We start from the raw sequence: 16,758 nt of genomic DNA, 5'->3' as shown, positions 1-16,758 counted from the left end.
CCGTCGACGCCGGGGCGCCCGCGGCGCTACGGTCGCAGGCATGACCGACAACGGCGCGGCATCGACGGCAGCAGCGGTATCCGGATCCACAGGGAAACCGGGGCCTTCGGGTCCTTCGGGGGAGCCCGGGCAGCGCTCGGAGTTCGAGCATCTGCTCGTCGACCGCGAGGGCGACACGGTCACGGTGACGATGAACCGGGCTGCACGCCGCAACTCGTTGACCGAGGACCATCTGCGGGAACTGACGAGGGCGCTGCGGGAGACCGCCGACACCGACGCGACCGGCGTGGTGCTGGCCGGGGACGGGCCCGTGTTCTCGGCAGGCCACGATTTCGGGGACGTCGCGGGACGTGATCTGACGGGTGTGCGCGAGCTGCTGCTCGTCTGCACGGAGCTGATGCGCACGATCCATTCGATGCCGCAGGTCGTCGTCGCCCGGGTGCACGGGCTCGCGACGGCGGCGGGATGTCAGCTGGTCGCCTCGTGCGATCTGGCGGTGGCGGCCGAGTCGGCGGGGTTCGCCCTTCCCGGCGGCAAGGGCGGCTGGTTCTGCCACACGCCTGCGGTGCCGGTGGCGCGGTCGGTCGGCAGGAAGCGCCTCATGGAGTTGGCACTCACCGGCGATCCGATCGATGCGGCGACCGCGCTCGACTGGGGGCTGGTCAACCGGGTCGTGCCCGACGACCGGCTCGACGAGGCGGTCGCCGACCTGCTGGCTCGTGCCACGCGGGGCAGCAGGGCGGCCAAGGCGCTCGGCAAACAGACGCTGTACGCCCAGTTGGACCGGCCCGAGGACGACGCGTACGCGATCGCCGTCGAGGTGATGGCGGCGGCCTCCCAGCTGCCCGGCGCCCGCGAAGGCATGGCCGCGTTCCTGGAGAAACGCCAACCCGAGTGGCCGGACTGACACGCGGCACAACCGCCCGGCCGGGCACCGTGGCCGGGTTCCGCATCGCGGGCGACGAGTGGGGACACGCATGAACGGTGTGGGCAGCGGCGCAGTGGTCGTGAACAGGGCGATGTCGCTGGACGGCTTCATCGCCGGCCGAGGTCACGCGATGGACTGGGTGGCCGAGCTCCTTCCGGTGGACGCGGTCCGGGACGTCATGGCTGCCACGGGCGCGATGCTCGTCGGCAGAGGCACGTACGACGTCGCCAGGCGCATGCCCGATCAGGGCACCGCCTACGACGGCGGAAGCCAGTTCGTGCTCACCCACCGCCCTCCGGACGAGCCCGACCCCGCGGTCACCTTCCTGACGTGCGGGGTCGAGGAGGCCGTCGCCACGGCGCGCGGTGCCGCCGGTGGCAGGAATCTGGAGATCCTGGGTGCCGACGTGGCCGCGCAGTGTCTGCAGCGGGGGCTCGTCGACGAGGTTCTGGTGTACGTGTTGCCGCTCCTGCTGGGGGACGGCGTCCGCTTCGCGCCCGCGACCCTCGGCAGGATCGACCTGGAGCCGGTCGCCACCACGCGCGCGGGCGCGGTCACGACGCTCCGTTTCCGCGTGCGCAGGTAGGCGCTATCCGCGCTCGTGGAGCAGCAGGAGTGTCCACGCGGCGAGGGACTGTGCGTCGGTGATCTCGCCGGCACGGACCATCTTCTCGAACTCCTCGCGCGCGAACCACGCGGTGGTCATGTCCTGTTCCTCGAGCTCGCGCTCGTGGGCGCCCTCGGTCAGCTCGGTGGCGAGGTAGGCCGTGCCGCGCTGGCTGCTCAGTCCCGGGGCGACGTCGATGGTGCCGAGGGCGACCATCGAACCGGCGCGCAGGCCGGTCTCCTCGCGCAGCTCCCGCGCGGCCAGCTCGGCAGGGTCGAGGTCCTGCCGGTTCGGTGCCGTGCCTTGCGGGAACTCCCAGCGGCGCAGGCCCAGCGGGTACCGGTACTGCTCCACGAGGTGCAGGCGCTCGCCGTCATAGGGGATGACCAGCGCATAGTGCGGTTTGTCGACGACTCCGTAAATGCCGGGGCTTCCGTCCGGCCGCACGATCTCGTCCTCGCGGACGGTCATCCAGTCGTTGCGGTACACCTCGCGGCTCGACACGCGCTCAATGGGGTCCACACAACGAGTGTGCCAAGTCCCCTAATCTCTGCCGGGTGCGATTGGTCATTGCCCGGTGCCAGGTCGACTATGCCGGCCGTCTCACCGCCCACCTGCCCATGGCCACCCGGCTGCTGTTGGTCAAGTCGGACGGTTCGGTGTCGGTGCACTCCGACGACCGCGCCTACAAGCCGTTGAACTGGATGAGCCCACCGTGCTGGCTCATCGAGGACGGCAACCTGTGGATCGTGGAGAACAAGGCCGGCGAGAAGCTCGTGGTCACCATCGACCAGATCATCGACGAGATCTCGCACGACCTTGGCGCCGAACCGGGGTTGCAGAAGGACGGTGTGGAGGCGCACCTGCAGGAGCTGCTGGCCGAGCACATCACGACGCTCGGCGATGGCTACTCGCTCGTGCGGCGGGAGTATCCGACCGCGATCGGCCCGGTCGACATCCTCGCGCGCGACGAGGCCGGGGCGTCGGTGGCCGTGGAGATCAAGCGGCGCGGCGAGATCGACGGGGTCGAACAGCTGACGCGCTATCTGGAGTTGCTGAATCGTGATCCGCTCCTGGCGCCGGTTCAGGGGGTGTTCGCCGCGCAGCAGATCCGTCCGCAGGCCCGCACACTCGCCGAGGACCGTGGGATCCGGTGCGTGACGCTGGACTACGACGCCCTGCGCGGCATCGAACCCGACGAGTTCCGTTTGTTCTGAGGCCCGCGCGAACGCCGGAAGCCGGTCGAAGCCGATCGGAAGCCCGCGAAAGCCGGTCGAAAGCCCGTCGAAGCCGTTGACGCGTGCCGTGCTTCGCGTTCCCCGCTCGCGGTTCCGATGTGGATCGGTCCGTTCCCGCTGGTCACCCGTCCTGTCGCGGGGCTGACGGATCGCCGGCACACGACCCGATGCGATGACGGTCCGTGCGGAATGTCGGACGGAAAGTAGTTGGGTGAGCGGGATTAAGCTGCGCTAGTGCGTGCGGTAATGTTCGCGCGCAGCTCAATCGCTGAGTGTTTCTGTTGACTACTGTTGATTCCGGAGGTGGGCCGATGACCGTCCTAGCCCAGGATCTACGGCTCGACGCCAACGCGATCGACTATCTGTTGCTCGCGTTCTACTTCGCCCTGGTGCTCGGTATCGGTTACCTCGCGCGGAAACAGGTGTCCTCGAGCCTGGACTTCTTCCTGTCCGGCAGGTCTCTTCCCGCGTGGGTGACCGGCCTTGCGTTCGTCGCGGCCAACTTGGGCGCGATCGAGGTCATGGGCATGTCGGCGAACGGTGCCCAGTACGGCTTGCCGACGGTCCATTACTTCTGGATCGGCGCCATTCCGGCCATGCTGTTCCTGGCCATCGTGATGATGCCGTTCTACTACGGCTCGAAGGTGCGCAGTGTTCCGGAGTTCATGCTCCGGCGGTTCGGTAAACCGGCCCACCTCGTCAACGGCCTCAGCTTCGCGCTCGCGCAGATCCTGATCGCCGGTGCGAACCTGTTCCTGCTCGCCAGCGTGGTGAACCTGCTGCTCGGCTGGCCGATCTGGGTGTCGATCATCCTCGCGGCGGTCATCGTCCTCGCCTACACGGCGCTGGGCGGTCTGTCGGCGGCGATCTACAACGAGGTGCTGCAGTTCTTCGTCATCGTCGCGGCCCTGCTGCCGCTGACGCTGGTCGGTCTGCACAAGGTCGGCGGCTGGGAGGGCCTGGTCGAACAGGTCACGAACGGCCCGGGCGGCGAGGAACAGCTCAGCTCGTGGCCCGGCAACCAGCTCACCGGGTTCGGCGACAACTTCCTGTCGGTGCTCGGCATCGTGTTCGGTCTCGGCTTCGTGCTCTCGTTCGGTTACTGGACGACGAACTTCGTCGAGGTGCAGCGCGCGATGGCCTCGAAGAGCATGTCGGCCGCCCAGCGCACGCCGATCATCGGTGCGTTCCCGAAGATGCTCGTCCCGTTCATCGTGATCATCCCCGGCATGATCGCGGGCGTGAGCGTCACCGAGCTCGCCGGTGAGAACAAGGCCGCACTCATGGCCGGTGATCCCGCGCCGAGTGGGGCGACGTTCAACGACGCACTGCTGCTGTTGATGCGCGACCTGTTGCCGAACGGCATGCTCGGCATCGCCATCGCCGGTCTGCTGGCCTCCTTCATGGCCGGTATGGCGGCGAACATCAGCTCGTTCAACACCGTGTTCACGTACGACATCTGGCAGGCGTACGTGAAGAAGGGCCGCTCGGACGAGTACTACCTCAGGACCGGTCGCGTGGTCACCGCGTGCGCCACGATCCTGGCGATCGGCACGGCGTTCATAGCCTCGACGTACGCGAACCTGATGGACTACCTCCAGCAGCTGTTCTCGTTCTTCAACGCGCCGCTGTTCGCCACGTTCATCCTCGGTATGTTCTGGAAGCGGATGACGCCGACGGCCGGTTGGACCGGTCTGGTCGCCGGTACGCTCTCGGCCTTCGCGGTGTTCGGGCTCGCCGAGACCGGCGTGTGGGACCTGCCGGGTCAGGGCGCCTCGTTCGTCGGTGCCGGTGCGGCGTTCGTGGTGGACATCGTGGTCAGCGTCGTGGTCACAATGGTGACGCAGCCGAAGCCGGAGCCGCAGTTGGTCGGCCTCGTCTACTCGCTGACCCCGAAGGAACAGCTCAAGCGCTCGACGGTGGGTGAGGATGCGGGCTGGTACCGCAACCCGGGCCTGCTGGCGGGCATCGTCCTGGTCCTCACGATCGTCCTGAACATCATCTTCTAGGAGGCGACCCATGAGTGACGAGACTGTGGGCAGCGAGACGCCTAAGCGCACCGCCGGAGCGTTCGACGTTCGGCTGGTCATCGCACTGTTGATCGGCGTGTACGGGATCGTGTTGACCGTGCTCGGGCTCGGGTTCACCTCCGACGCCGACCTCGCGAAGGCCGACGGGCTGAACATCAACCTGGTCGCCGGGATCGGCATGCTCGTCTTCACGGCGTTGTTCCTGCTGTGGGTGAAGCTGCGGCCGCTCAGGGTGCCGGTCACCGACGAGGACGCGGAGGAGAGCGACTCCGCCTCGTCGCAGCAGAGCTGAGTCCCGCACGAGATGAGGATTCGGGCCGGGCGCCACGCGAGACTCGCGTGGCGCCCGGCCTGCTTCTGTCGTTAGCGTTGCCCCGAGCGTGCGCGTCGCGCTCGAGCCGGACCCAGGCGAGGGAAAGTGGGACGAGTCGTGAAGAAGATCATCAACGATCCGGCGACGGTGGTCGCCGAATCGCTCCGAGGACTGGCCGCGGCGCATGCCGATCTCGTACGCGTGGAGTACGACCCCGACCATGTCGTGCGCGTCGGGGCCCCGATCGCCGACAAGGTCGCGTTGATCTCCGGCGGCGGGTCCGGTCACGAACCGCTGCACACGGGCTTCGTGGGCGCGGGGATGCTCGACGCCGCGGTGCCAGGGCCGGTGTTCACCTCGCCGACGCCCGACGCGGTGCAGGCCGCGATCGCGGCCACGACGGGTGAGGCGGGCGCGCTGCTGGTCGTCAAGAACTACACGGGAGACGTGCTGAACTTCGAGACGGCGGCCGAACTCGCCGCCGCCGAGGGTCTGGACGTGCGCACCGTGGTGATCGACGACGACGTCGCGGTCGCCGATTCGACGTTCACCGCGGGCAGGCGTGGCGTCGGCGGCACGGTGCTGCTCGAGAAGTTGGCGGGTGCGGCGGCGGCGCGCGGCGATGCGCTCGACGACGTCGAATCCCTGGCCCGGAAGGTGGTCGGTCAGGTGCGGTCGATCGGCGTGGCGCTGTCGCCGCCCACGGTGCCGCACGCGGGCGAACCGAGTTTCGACCTCGGCGCGCAGGAGATCGAGTTCGGGATCGGCATCCACGGCGAGCCCGGCAGGGAGCGGATCTCCGCCGAGCCTGCCGACGCCCTCGTGGAGCGGATGCTCGACGCGGTGACGGGCGACCTGCCGTTCGCCGAGGGCGACGAGGTCCTGTTGATGACGAACTCCATGGGCGGCACCCCGCCGATGGAGACCTACCTGGCACACGGCATCGCCGAACGGCTGCTGGCCGAGCGCGGGATCCGCGTGACGCGGCGGCTGGTCGGCCCGTACATCACGAGTCTGGAGATGCAGGGGATCAGTGTGACGCTGTTGCGCATGGACGACGAACTGACGCAGCTGTGGGACGCACCGGTGCACACGGCGGCGCTGCGGTGGGGTATCTGATGGGCTGCGACGTGGGACGGGTGGCCGAGGCGCTGCGCGCGGGTGCGGCGACCGTGGCCGAGCACAAGGCCGAGTTGATCGATCTGGACCGGGCCATCGGCGATGCCGACCACGGCGAGAACCTCGACCGGGGTTTCGCGGCCATCGTGTCCACCCTGGACTCCGGCGTTCCGGAGACGCCGGGGGCGGTGCTGAAGATCGCCGCCACGACGCTCATCTCGAAGGTCGGCGGAGCCGCGGGCCCGCTGTACGGTACGGCGTTCCTCCGCGCGGCGACGAAACTCGGCGACGTGTCCGAACTGGACGGCGCGGCGATCGCGACGGGTCTGCGGGCGGCGCTCGAGGGCGTCGTCACACGGGGTAAGGCCGAGGTCGGCGACGCCACGATGGTCGATGCGTTGTCGCCCGCGGTGGAGGCCGCCGAACGGGCTCAGGCCGACGGCGGCGACTCGGCGGCCGTGCTGAGCGCGGCCGCCGACGCGGCGAAGGAGGGCGCGGACTCGACCGTCCCGCTCGTCGCGCGCAAGGGTCGTGCGTCCTATCTGGGCGAACGCAGCGTGGGGCACGCCGACCCGGGTGCGACGTCGACCGCGTTGCTGCTGCGGGCGCTGGCGGAGGTGGCGCGGTGAGCGGCGTCGGCCTGGTGATCGTCTCGCACAGCGGCAAGCTCGCCGACGGCGTCGTGGAGGTCGCGGCGCAGATGGCCCCGGACGTCGCGGTGCGTGCGGCGGGTGGCCTGCCGGGCGGGGAGATCGGCACCGACTACGAGTCCGTGTTGGCGGCGCTCGAGCAGGCCGACTCCGGTGCGGGTGTGGTGGTGCTCTACGACCTCGGCAGCGCGCAGATGACCGCGGAGATGGCAGTGGAGACCCTGGCCGATCCGGACACGGCCGTCGTGCTCGACGCGCCGCTGGTCGAGGGTGCGATCGCCGCGGCCGTCGCCGCACAGGGAGGATCGGACCGTTCGGCCGTCGCCGAGGCGGCCCGATCCGCAGCCCGCCACCCCGAGGTCGCCGACACCGCAGACGCCGCCGAGAGCACGGACACCGGCACCGAGGAAGGTACGGCTGCTGCCGCCGCGCCGGCAGGTACATCTGGCGGTGGCGCACGGGCGGAGATCACGCTCGAGAACGAGGTCGGTCTGCACGCACGGCCCGCGGCGTTGCTGACGCGGTCGATCGCCGATCTGGACGCCGACGTGCGCATCAGCCACGGCGGTACCGAGGCGGACGGCAAGAGCGTGTTCTCGCTGATGTCGCTGGCGGCGCGCAAGGGCGACACGATCGTCGTGTCGGCGAGCGGTCCGCAGGCCGAGGAGGCCGTGCAGCGGATCACCGAGCTCGCCGGACGCGGTTTCGACGAGTAGGCGTCAGCCCTCGCGGGCCGTGTCCGACGGTGCGGCACCGGTTTCGGCCGGTGCGTGCCGCGCCTGGACACGGCCCGCGTACCACGCCGTCCACAGTGACAGCACCGTCACGACCGCTCCCAGCAGCACGATCGACAGCACCACCATCACGTCGACCGGCAGCAGGTACACCAGTGGGATCCGCACCGCCGCCTCGGCCAGCAGTGCGACGGCCCAGACGACGGTCATGCGGGTGAACGCGCGGCGGAACTCGGGAATCCGGTCGCAGAGCCGATCGATCTCGTCGCGTGTGGACGCACTCGCGCCGTCGCGGACGACCACGAGGAGCAGTGGATTGCGTCCGGCGCAGCTCGCGAGCAGGGCGATCGCGGCCGCTCCGGTGGCGATGGACTCCTTCATCAGCAGGAACCGGCTGTCGCCCGAGACGAGCGTCAGCAGTAGCCCCACTCCGAGGAGTGCGGCCATCAGGCCCGCGAACCCGTTGAACGACCGCGTGCGCGCGAACGTCCACGCCACGCGCACGGCGGCGACCAGCGCGCCCAGTAACAGGGCGAGGTGCTCGGCGACGCCGGCGGCGCGCAAGCCGTAGTAGGCGGCGAGGGGCCCGCCCACGTCCCAGAGCAGCATCCACACGAGGGGCGGAACGCCACCGCGGTCGCCGGCGGTCATGGCGCGGCCTCCAGGTCGTCGAGGAAGGTGAGGATGCGGGTGCTGACGTCGTCGGGGAACTCTCCGGCGATGGCGTGGGTGGCCGACGGCCACACCTCGACCCGTGCGTGTGGCAGCAGTCTGCGTGCGCGGTCCGCGGCGCGGCCGGCGTCGTGGATCACGCTGCGGCCCGCGATGAGCGCGAGCACCGGCAGGTGCAACCTGCGCAGTTGGGTGCCGGTCAGCAGGGTCGGGGTCGGCAGTGCGATGCGATAGGTTCGCATGCCCTCGTCGATCACGCGCACGACCGGATCGTCCGAGCCTGCCGCCGCCGCATCGGCGTCCCCGGACATCCAGCGCAGGAACGACTCGCGCGCACGCCCGCGGATGCCCGGCACGACGGTGAGCGCGCTGCGCACGATCAGCGCCGCCGGGAAGCGGGCGAACGTCTGCACGGGATCGAGCACGGTGAGCGAGGCCAGTCGTTCCGGACGGCGTACCGCCAGGTTGGCCGCCAGCCACCCGCCGAAGGAGTACCCGACGAGGTGGACGCCGGACAGGTCCAGTTCGGACAGTACGTCGGCGAGCCAGGACGCCTGATCGGCACCACTGCGGATCGGTGCGGTCTGCTCGCTGCGTCCCGGTTCGCCGATGAGGTCCACGGCGTAGACCGGAGCGCGTGCGGCCAGCGCCCGCAGGTTCGGTTCCCACATCACCACGGTTCCGGCCCTGCCCGGCAGCAGAACCAGCGGCGGGCCGTCGCCGGAGCCGAACCGGTAGACCCGCGCGCTACCGAAACCGGTCCGGACGTCCCAGTGGCGATCGGGCTCGGGCAGCGCGCGCATCCCCCGGTCGTATGCGGTGTCGAAGTCGGCGCGGGCCCGTGCCGACACGAACCCTCCGGACAAGCCCCCGGACCTCATCGGCGTTCCCCCTCCGGTTTGGCGATACGATCGGATTGTAAAGAGGGCCGGCTGGGTTTGGCAATCCGGTCGTATCATGAAGAGTGGAGGTGCCCCGGATGCCAAAGGTCGTGGACCACGACGAGCGCAGGCACGCGATCGCCGAGGCGGTTCGCCGGATCGCGGCCGACCGCGGGCTCGAAGGCGTGAGCCTCGGTGAGGTCGCGGCGGAGGCCGGCGTCTCGAAAGGCTTGGTGCAGCACTACTTCTCCACCAAGGACGAGATGCTGCGGTTCGCGACCTCGACCCTGCGTAGGCAGGTCGAACGCCGCATGCCCGGCGAGCCCATGGCGTTGCGGGACGTGCTGGTGGCGATGTTGCCCTTCGATGCGGACGCGCGTACCGAGGCGCTCGTGGCCAACGCGTTCCTTCCCCGCGCGCTGAAGGATCCCGAGATCGGCAGGCGGTTCCGCGAGGGGCACGACGACCTCGTCGGCCTGGTGGCCTCCCTGGTCTCGGCCGAGCAGCAGGCGGGGCGCATCGCCCCGGCCCTCGACGCCGAACCGGAGGCGGAGCTGCTGCTGGCGCTCGTCAGCGGCCTCGGGGACGCCGTCCTGGTCGGACATCGGAGCCCCGAGCGTGCCACGGCACTGATCGATCGCCACCTCGCGCGTCTGGCCCCGTAGGGGAGTCGTGGGCCACGCTGACGGCATGGAGCCACACCTGTGCCAGGTGACCCCGACGATGCTCGCGGCGCTGGGCGTCCCGGGTTTCACCCGCACACTCGAGCTGCCCGAGGCCTCCCGCGCGTGCGTGCTGTTGATCGACGGACTCGGCTGGGACCTGCTCGCGGAGCACGCCGACTGCGCACCCGTGCTCCACTCGCTGCGGGCGCAGCGGCTCTCGGTCGGCTACCCGGCGACGACCGCCGCAGGGCTGGCCGCCGTCGGCACGGGAGTGCCGTCCGGGGAGCACGGCATGGCCGGATACAGCTTCGCCGTGCCGGGAACCGGGGTGGTGAACGCACTGCGGTGGTGCCGTCACCCTGACGGGGAGGATCTCACCGAGCAGCTGCGCCCCGAGGACGTCCAGCCGCGCGCCACGACGTTCGAACGCGCGGCCGCGGCGGGCGTGGCCACTCGGGTGGTCTCGTCGGCCCAGTTCGCGGGTTCGGCCCTGACGCGGGCGGTGTTGCGGGGAGGACGCTACGTCGGGGTGCACGCCGTCGGCGACCTCGCGGCGGAGGTGCTGGAGGCACTGCGCCCGCCGCGGGCCTTCGTCTACGGCTATCACAGCGATCTCGACCTGGTCGGGCACCTGTACGGGCCGGGGTCGGGCGCGTGGCGGATGCAGCTGCGTCAGGTCGACCGCCTCGTCGAGTCCGTTGTGGACGGCCTGCCCGCGGGTGCCGTGCTCGCGATCGTGGCCGATCACGGCATGGTGCGCGTGGAGGAGACGATCGACCTGGACGACGAGCCCCGCCTGCGTGCCGGAGTGCGGGCGTTCGGCGGTGAGGTGCGGGCCCGGCACGTCTACCCCGAACCGGGCGCCGAGGCCGACGTACTCGCGGCGTGGCGGGAGGTGCTCGGGGACCGCGGGTGGGTGTGCTCGCGCGACGAGGCGATCGCGCAGGGCTGGTTCGGACCACACGTCGACGAGCGCGTGCGGCCACGGATCGGCGACGTGGTCGCCGCCGCACGCGGAACGGTCGGACTCGTGCGATCCGGGGCCGAGCCCCGCGAGACGGCTCTGGTCGGCCAGCACGGTTCGTTCACCGCAGCCGAGCGGTACGTCCCGATGGCGGTCGCGGACACGACCGGCTGACCACCGCGGTCCCGACGGCCGGCAGCGCGTCAGCGCGGGGCGGTCTCCGCGATGACCTTGACCGCCGTGTCCACATCGGACTCCGTGAGTGTGGCGCGGGCGGTCAGGCGCAGTCGGGTGACACCGTCGGAGGCGATGGGTGGGCAGATCCTGCCCACGTGCACGCCGTGCTCGGCGCAGGTGCTCGCCCACGTGGCCGCGGCCTGGGCGCTGGGCGCGGGCAGCGAGACGATCGCCGCCGCGGGCATGCTCGTCCGCAGTCCGGCGGCACGCAGGCCCTGGGCGAGCGAGAGCGCACCGGCGACCGCCTTGCCCGGCAGCTCGGGTTCCTCCCGCAGCGCAGCCAGTGCGGCGAGCGCGGCGGACGCATTGCCGGGAGCGAGCGCGGCGTCGTGGCCGTAGGCCCGCGCGACCTCGGTGACGTGCCGGATCGCCCGCCGCGGACCCACCACGGCTCCACCCTGCGTGCCGAGCGCGCCCGACAGACTCACGGTCGTCACCACGTCCGGTGCGGACGCGAGACCGGCGTCGTGGACCGCGCCGCGGCCGCCGTCGCCGAGCACCCCGAACCCGTGCGCGTCGTCCACCAGCAGTGCCGCACCGTGGGCGCGGCACACCTCGGCGAGCCGGCCCAGATCGGCCGTGTCGCCGTCGACGCCGAACACCGACTCGGTGACCACGAGGGCCCGCGGCTTGCGGCGGGTGGACAACGCGTGCGCCACGGCATCGGTGTCGAGGTGGGTCACGGCGGCGATGTCGCCGCGGGACAGGCGGCAGCCGTCGACGAGGGCAGGCTGCACGGACTTGTCGCTGACGATCGCCGATTCCGCCCCGGACAGCGCGGTCACGGCCGCGAGGTTCGCGGTGTAGGCCGAAGGGAACACGGCGGCGGCCTGCGCGCCGACGAACCGGGCGAGCTCGTGTTCCAGTTCGGCGTGCAGTTCGAGCGAACCGCCGAGCTGCCGGGCGCCCGCGGCACCCGCACCCCACTTCAGCGCCGCGGCCGCCGTCGCACCCGCCACGCGCTTGTCCCGCGCCAGTCCGAGGTAGTCGTCGCCTTCCAGATCGATCGTGCCCGGCGCGGGACCTGCCGCGCGCTGGCGTGGCCTGCGCTCGAGGCCGGCCTCGGCGCGGGTGGCGGCCTCGGTGTCGAGCCAGTCGAAGACCTCGTCGGGTGGGAGAGCTGGACCGGGTGCGTTCACGGCTGGCAGTCTCGCACCAGGCGGGTGACGAGAGGGGAGCGAGGGGTGGCCGACACGGCGGAACTCGAGGTCATGCCCGACGACTGGCAGCGCGCGCTGGCGGTGGTCGCCCATCCGGACGACCTGGAGTACGGCGGCGCCGGCGCCGTCGCGCGCTGGACGCGGGAGGGCAGGTCGGTGGTCTACACCCTCGCCACCCGCGGGGAGGCCGGGATCGACGGCATGCGGCCGGAGGAGGCCGCGCTCGTGCGTGAGCGGGAACAGATCGCCGCGGCGCGCGTGGTGGGCGTGGAGACGGTGGAGTTTCTCGACCACGCCGACGGCGTCGTCGAGTACGGCCTGCCACTGCGCAGGGACATCGCCGCCGCGATCCGCAGGCATCGCCCCGAGTTGGTGATCATGACCAACCATCGGGACACGTGGCCCGGCGGGCCGTGGCTGAACATGGCCGACCATCGCCACGTCGGTCTCGCGACGTTGGACGCGGTGCGCGACGCGGCGAACCGATGGGTGTTCCGCGAGTTGCTCGACGACGGACTCGAACCGTGGGACGGCGTGCGGTGGGTCGCCGCGGTCGCCTCACCGCGGGCCACGCACGCCGTGGACATCACCGCCACGATCGACCTCGCGGTCGAGTCGCTGCGGGAGCACCGCGCCTATCTGGAGGGCCTCGGCGATGCGTCGATGGCCGACCCGAGTTTCATCCGCGCGGCCGCCGCCGAAGCGGGCACCCGCTTCGGCGGCGGACTGGCCTGCAACTTCGAACTCATCCCCATGTAGGCACGGAAAAGCCCCCGAGGGCCCTGTGGTCGCGCTCAACGCGACCAAACTTCCCTTCGCTCGCCAGTGGGGGCCGGCGAGCGGCCGCATAGTGCGAGGGGAAGAAAAGTCGCGTTCAACGCAACTATGGGGCCCTCGGGGGCTTCACGTGTGGGTCAGGCGTCGATGCGGCGGCGGGGTTTGCCGCGGCCGCCGCCCTGGGCACGGCCGCTCGGCTGGCCGCCGCGGCCGCCGGTGTCCCGACCGCGGCCACCGCCGTCGCGTCGGCCACCGTCGCGCCGACCGCCACCCTGGCCGCGCGGGCCGCCCTGACCACCGCCGTAACCGCCGCCGGGACGACCACCGCGCGGCGAACGTCCCGGTCGCGGCCGGTCCTGGCTCGGCTTCCGCTCGGCCAGCGGGACACCGCTCGGGGTGCGGGCGCCGGTGATGCGGGCCAACTCGGCATCGCCGGGCGTCACGAGCAGCGACTTCGGCTTGACGCCTGCCTTGTCGGTGAGCCGCAGCGTCTGACGACGCTGGTCCCGCGTGATCAGCGTGACGACCGTGCCCGACGCGCCTGCCCGTGCGGTGCGACCCGCGCGGTGCAGATAGTCCTTGTGGTCGGCGGCCGGGTCGACGTGCAGCACGAGGCTGACGTCGTCGACGTGGATGCCGCGCGCGGCGACGTCGGTGGCCACGAGCACCGTGGTGCGGCCTTCCTTGAAGTCGGCGAGCACGCGGTTGCGCTGGCCCTGCGTCTTGCCGCCGTGCAACGCGCCCGCGGGCACGCCCTGCGAGCGCAGCTTCGTGGTGAGCCGGTCGACGTGGTGCTTGGTGCGGACGAACATGATCGTCCTGCCCTCACGGGCGCCGATCTCGGTGATGACCGACATCTTGTCCGGCTGCGCGAGCTGCAGGACGTAGTGGTCCATGTTCTTCACCGACGCGGTCACCGGCGCGACCGAATGGGTCACCGGGTCGTGCAGGTAACGCTGCACGAGCTTGGAGACGTCGCCGTCGAGCGTGGCCGAGAACAGCAACCGCTGTCCGTCGCGCGGGGTCAGGTCGAGGATCTCGCGAACCTGGGGGAGGAAGCCCATGTCGGCCATCTGGTCGGCCTCGTCGAGCGCGACGAAGTCGACCTCGTCGAGCACACAGGTGCCCTGGCGGACGTGGTCGGACAGCCGCCCCGGCGTGGCGATCAGCAGATCGACCCCGCGGGAGAGCGCGTCGGCCTGGCGGTTGAAGGCCATGCCGCCGACGGCGGTACGGCACCACAGGCCGAGCGCCTTCGACAGCGGGATCAGGACCTCGGCGACCTGCATCGCCAGTTCGCGCGTCGGCACGAGGACGAGCGCGCGCGGGCGCTTCGGCTGGGCCTTGCCGCCGTCGAGCCGCGCCAGCAGCGCCAGCCCGAAGGCGAGGGTCTTGCCCGAACCGGTCTGTGCCCTGCCGAGGACGTCCCTGCCCGCGAGGGCGTCGGGAAGCGTGGCCGCCTGGATGGCGAAGGCGTCGGTCATGCCGTCCTTCTCCAGGGCGCGCACGAGCGGCCGGGGCAGGTCGAGTGCCGCGAACGGGGTCGAATCGGTGGGGGTGGTGGTCATGGACGTGCTGGACAGGTCGGTGCTCACACAAGCCTCTCGGACGTGGCACGTCGCAAGGAGGCCCGGGAAGTCGCACACGACGTGCGGTGGGCGTTCACAAGGACGAACCCGGCGCGCGGTCGGATCGGCGCGCCACATGGTGGAAACGGATGGATGGAAACCTGATCGCCGCGTGAAGGAGCCTTCCGGCTCGCGGCGCATCGTCCAGACTACCCGATCGGCGTCCCGCCCCTTCTCGCAGGTCGATGCCGGGGTGGCCGACCCGCGCCCGCGGTGACCGGAGGCTCGGCCCGGCGGGGCGCACGGTAGGGCACAGTGGGGCCATGCGGATCGTGATCATCGGATCGGGCATCGCGGGTGCGGGAACGGCGTGGCATCTGGCCCGCCGCGGCGCGGAGGTGGTCGTCGTCGACGCGGACCTGGCCGGTCGCGCCACGGCGGCCGGTGCCGGGATCGTGTCGCCGTGGAGTTCGCGGTCGCTCGAGGGGGAGGAGCTGGCGTTCCACGCCGAGGGCGCGGCCTACTACCGGCGCTTCGTCCCCGAGCTGGCCGCCGACCTGGCCACGGACCCCGACGGCGGAGCCGACCCGTCCTTCGCGGTGGTCGGTGGACTGGTCGTCTCGCCCGACGAGGCGTGGCTGCGCGAGTTCCACACTCGGGCGCTCGAGCGCGCCGAGCGCTGGCCGGAGGCGGGCGAGGTGACGCTGCTGGACCCGGCCCAGGCCAGGGAACGTATGCCGTTGCTGGCTCCCGAGCTCGGAGCCGTGCACATCGCGGGCGGAGGCCGGGTCGACGGCAGGCGGTTGCGGGAGGCGTTCCTCGCCGGAGCCGCGGCACGCGGCGCGCAGCTCAGGGACGGAGCGGCCGAACTCGACGTGCGCGCCGACCGGGTCGCCGGGGTGCGGGTCGCAGGGGAGCGGATCGAGGCCGACGGCGTCGTGCTCGCCGCGGGTGCGTGGAGCGGTGCGTTCGTCGAACCCCTGGGCGTGCGGCTGCTGGTGGAGCCGCAGCGCGGCCAGATCAGCCACTTCGGGGTCTCCGCGCTCGCCGGGGGAGGTGACACGGCCTCGTGGCCCGTGGTCTCGCCGGTCGGTTCGGGGCACTACATGCTGGCCTTCCCCGACGCGCGCGTCGTCGCGGGCGCCACGCGGGAGACCGGATCGGGATTCGACCACCGCGTCACCGCCGACGGCCAGCGGGAGGTGCTGGCCGAGGCACTGGCGGTCGCTCCGGGACTGGCGGCGGCGACCCTGCTGGAGACCAGGGTCGGTTTCCGGCCCGTGAGTGCCGACGGCAGGCCCGTGATCGGACCGCTGCCCGGGCACCCCGAGGTCACTGTGCTCACCGGATTCGGTGCGGGCGGCCTCACGATCGGCCCGCACGCGTCGAGTCTCGCCGCGGACGCCGCCCTGGGGCGGGATCCGCGGATCCCCGAGATGTTCCGGGCCGGCCGCTTCGCCGGGATCAGTGATCGGTGACGAGCACGAGCTCGGTCTCGCCCGCCTGTTCCATCCGCATGTCCGCGTCCTCCGCCACGGACCGGACGTCGTCCACAGTGGACGGCTCACGGCGGCTTGTGGCGAGCGCCGCGGCGAGGCGTCCCTTGTAGGCCTTGTTGTGGTGGCTCACGGTCTTGCGGGCACCGGAGGCGTCCTCGGTCACGACACGCACCGTCACTGCATCGGGGATGCGCGCCAGCGCCGCGTAGGCACCCGAGCGCAGGTCGACGACCAGCTCGTCGGTGTTCAGTGCCGGTTCGAGAACCGGCCGCCACACCGACCGGAGCGTCCCGAGGCCGGGCAGCGTGCTGCCGCCGGAGAGCCGATAGGCCGGGATCGGGTCGCGGGCCCGCACCACGCCGAACAGGGCCGAGGCGACCGCGAGCCGCCCTGCCGCGCGGTCGGCCTGCGCGGCGGTGAAGTTCGCCGCGTCGAGCGCGTCGTAGAGCACGCCGGTGTAGCGGTGCAGCGCGGGCATCGTCGGGGACGTCCACAGTGCCGCGTTGCGCTCGACCTCGCCGGACTGCCGCGGTGACAGGCCGAGCGCCGTCAGGCTCGCCGGTACGTCGGCGGACAGCTCCACCAGCGCGTCGGCCAGCTTGCGGCGGACCGGGTTCAGCTCGGGCAGCGACAGGGCGTCCAGGTCCAGCGGGGCGCCGTCGCCGCCCGCGGCCTTGGTCTCGGAGGGAGGCAACAGAACGAGCACGCCGTCCGAG

General features: G+C 71.5%; 18 protein-coding genes. 12 read left to right on the top strand and 6 right to left on the bottom strand.

The features are described 5' to 3' along the window. Positions 1–190 precede the first annotated feature (190 nt). Both IF64_RS0106545 and IF64_RS0106540 read left to right on the top strand, forming a co-directional pair. Positions 191–907 (top strand): enoyl-CoA hydratase-related protein, encoded by a 717-nt coding sequence (locus IF64_RS0106545; RefSeq protein WP_051757533.1) that lies wholly within the window; start codon positions 191–193, stop codon positions 905–907. A gap of 70 nt (positions 908–977) precedes the next feature. Beyond that, positions 978–1,514: a dihydrofolate reductase family protein gene (locus IF64_RS0106540; protein ID WP_030531107.1), complete on the top strand. Its 537-nt coding sequence runs from the start codon at positions 978–980 to the stop codon at positions 1,512–1,514. 3 nt (positions 1,515–1,517) lie between these two features. On the opposite strand, the gene IF64_RS0106535 is transcribed toward IF64_RS0106540, so the two are convergent. Next, positions 1,518–2,057, bottom strand: a complete 540-nt coding sequence (locus IF64_RS0106535; RefSeq protein WP_030531106.1) for an NUDIX domain-containing protein — start codon at positions 2,055–2,057, stop codon at positions 1,518–1,520. Positions 2,058–2,092: 35 nt separating this feature from the next. Between IF64_RS0106535 and nucS the strand changes: the two genes are divergently transcribed. The 6 genes from nucS (at position 2,093) to dhaM (ending at position 7,601) form a co-directional block, all read left to right on the top strand. Beyond that, the gene (nucS, locus tag IF64_RS0106530) at positions 2,093–2,752 is read left to right on the top strand and encodes an endonuclease NucS (protein WP_030531105.1); all 660 of its coding nucleotides are present in this window, start codon (positions 2,093–2,095) and stop codon (positions 2,750–2,752) included. Positions 2,753–3,084: 332 nt separating this feature from the next. Beyond that, a complete protein-coding gene (locus tag IF64_RS0106525) occupies positions 3,085–4,782 on the top strand; it encodes a sodium:solute symporter family protein (RefSeq protein WP_030531104.1) in 1,698 nt (565 codons plus the stop codon). A 10-nt stretch (positions 4,783–4,792) separates the two neighbouring features. Then, positions 4,793–5,095, top strand: a complete 303-nt coding sequence (locus IF64_RS0106520) for a hypothetical protein (RefSeq protein WP_036875821.1) — start codon at positions 4,793–4,795, stop codon at positions 5,093–5,095. 138 nt (positions 5,096–5,233) lie between these two features. After that, positions 5,234–6,235, top strand: a complete 1,002-nt coding sequence (gene dhaK / locus IF64_RS0106515) for a dihydroxyacetone kinase subunit DhaK (RefSeq protein WP_030531102.1) — start codon at positions 5,234–5,236, stop codon at positions 6,233–6,235. After that, complete coding sequence (gene dhaL / locus IF64_RS0106510) at positions 6,235–6,864, top strand: dihydroxyacetone kinase subunit DhaL (RefSeq protein ID WP_030531101.1); 630 nt, start codon at positions 6,235–6,237, stop codon at positions 6,862–6,864. The genes dhaK and dhaL overlap by 1 nt, the downstream gene beginning before the upstream one ends. Beyond that, positions 6,861–7,601, top strand: a complete 741-nt coding sequence (dhaM, locus tag IF64_RS0106505) for a dihydroxyacetone kinase phosphoryl donor subunit DhaM (protein ID WP_030531100.1) — start codon at positions 6,861–6,863, stop codon at positions 7,599–7,601. The genes dhaL and dhaM overlap by 4 nt, the downstream gene beginning before the upstream one ends. 3 nt (positions 7,602–7,604) lie before the next feature. Here dhaM and IF64_RS25260 read toward each other — a convergent pair whose 3' ends face one another. After that, entirely contained in the window at positions 7,605–8,270 is a 666-nt protein-coding gene (locus IF64_RS25260) for a VC0807 family protein (RefSeq protein ID WP_051757521.1), read from the bottom strand. Beyond that, on the bottom strand, positions 8,267–9,142 hold the full coding sequence (locus IF64_RS0106495; protein ID WP_342779921.1) for an alpha/beta fold hydrolase: 876 nt from the start codon (positions 9,140–9,142) through the stop codon (positions 8,267–8,269). The genes IF64_RS25260 and IF64_RS0106495 overlap by 4 nt, the downstream gene beginning before the upstream one ends. A 128-nt stretch (positions 9,143–9,270) precedes the next feature. Between IF64_RS0106495 and IF64_RS0106490 the strand changes: the two genes are divergently transcribed. Next, positions 9,271–9,837 carry a TetR/AcrR family transcriptional regulator gene (locus tag IF64_RS0106490; protein WP_030531097.1) on the top strand — a complete coding sequence of 189 codons (567 nt, stop codon included), beginning with the start codon at positions 9,271–9,273 and terminating at the stop codon, positions 9,835–9,837. A gap of 25 nt (positions 9,838–9,862) precedes the next feature. Further along, positions 9,863–10,975: an alkaline phosphatase family protein gene (locus tag IF64_RS0106485; protein ID WP_030531096.1), complete on the top strand. Its 1,113-nt coding sequence runs from the start codon at positions 9,863–9,865 to the stop codon at positions 10,973–10,975. Between the two features lie 29 nt (positions 10,976–11,004). Here the strand turns inward: IF64_RS0106485 and IF64_RS0106480 are convergent, their stop codons facing one another. After that, positions 11,005–12,177: an aminotransferase class I/II-fold pyridoxal phosphate-dependent enzyme gene (locus tag IF64_RS0106480; protein ID WP_030531095.1), complete on the bottom strand. Its 1,173-nt coding sequence runs from the start codon at positions 12,175–12,177 to the stop codon at positions 11,005–11,007. 72 nt (positions 12,178–12,249) lie between these two features. Here IF64_RS0106480 and IF64_RS0106475 point away from each other — a divergent pair, with 72 nt between their 5' ends. Beyond that, complete coding sequence (locus IF64_RS0106475) at positions 12,250–12,957, top strand: PIG-L deacetylase family protein (RefSeq protein ID WP_425468479.1); 708 nt, start codon at positions 12,250–12,252, stop codon at positions 12,955–12,957. Between the two features lie 155 nt (positions 12,958–13,112). Here the strand turns inward: IF64_RS0106475 and IF64_RS0106465 are convergent, their stop codons facing one another. Next, complete coding sequence (locus IF64_RS0106465; RefSeq protein ID WP_036875902.1) at positions 13,113–14,543, bottom strand: DEAD/DEAH box helicase; 1,431 nt, start codon at positions 14,541–14,543, stop codon at positions 13,113–13,115. Positions 14,544–14,866: 323 nt separating this feature from the next. Here IF64_RS0106465 and IF64_RS0106460 point away from each other — a divergent pair, with 323 nt between their 5' ends. Beyond that, positions 14,867–16,021, top strand: a complete 1,155-nt coding sequence (locus IF64_RS0106460; RefSeq protein WP_051757520.1) for an NAD(P)/FAD-dependent oxidoreductase — start codon at positions 14,867–14,869, stop codon at positions 16,019–16,021. Here IF64_RS0106460 and yaaA read toward each other — a convergent pair. Further along, positions 16,008–16,748, bottom strand: a complete 741-nt coding sequence (gene yaaA / locus IF64_RS0106455; RefSeq protein WP_030531091.1) for a peroxide stress protein YaaA — start codon at positions 16,746–16,748, stop codon at positions 16,008–16,010. The genes IF64_RS0106460 and yaaA overlap by 14 nt on opposite strands. Positions 16,749–16,758: the final 10 nt, after the last annotated feature.

It is taken from the genome of Prauserella rugosa (assembly GCF_000719975.1).
Classification (GTDB): Bacteria; Actinomycetota; Actinomycetes; order Mycobacteriales; family Pseudonocardiaceae; genus Prauserella; species Prauserella rugosa.
This window is presented reverse-complemented; position numbering and strand designations above follow the sequence as displayed.

Excerpts from the sequence above, each read along its gene's own strand:
- IF64_RS0106540 (WP_030531107.1), top strand. The coding sequence starts at position 978 with ATGAACGGTGTGGGCAGCGGCGCAGTGGTCGTGAACAGGGCGATGTCG.
- IF64_RS25260 (WP_051757521.1), bottom strand. The coding sequence starts at position 8,270 with ATGACCGCCGGCGACCGCGGTGGCGTTCCGCCCCTCGTGTGGATGCTG.
- IF64_RS0106490 (WP_030531097.1), top strand. The coding sequence starts at position 9,271 with ATGCCAAAGGTCGTGGACCACGACGAGCGCAGGCACGCGATCGCCGAG.
- IF64_RS0106465 (WP_036875902.1), bottom strand. The coding sequence starts at position 14,543 with ATGACCACCACCCCCACCGATTCGACCCCGTTCGCGGCACTCGACCTG.
- dhaL (WP_030531101.1), top strand. The coding sequence starts at position 6,235 with ATGGGCTGCGACGTGGGACGGGTGGCCGAGGCGCTGCGCGCGGGTGCG.
- IF64_RS0106475 (WP_425468479.1), top strand. The coding sequence starts at position 12,250 with ATGCCCGACGACTGGCAGCGCGCGCTGGCGGTGGTCGCCCATCCGGAC.
- IF64_RS0106485 (WP_030531096.1), top strand. The coding sequence starts at position 9,863 with ATGGAGCCACACCTGTGCCAGGTGACCCCGACGATGCTCGCGGCGCTG.
- IF64_RS0106460 (WP_051757520.1), top strand. The coding sequence starts at position 14,867 with ATGCGGATCGTGATCATCGGATCGGGCATCGCGGGTGCGGGAACGGCG.
- IF64_RS0106545 (WP_051757533.1), top strand. The coding sequence starts at position 191 with ATGAACCGGGCTGCACGCCGCAACTCGTTGACCGAGGACCATCTGCGG.
- IF64_RS0106520 (WP_036875821.1), top strand. The coding sequence starts at position 4,793 with ATGAGTGACGAGACTGTGGGCAGCGAGACGCCTAAGCGCACCGCCGGA.
- IF64_RS0106525 (WP_030531104.1), top strand. The coding sequence starts at position 3,085 with ATGACCGTCCTAGCCCAGGATCTACGGCTCGACGCCAACGCGATCGAC.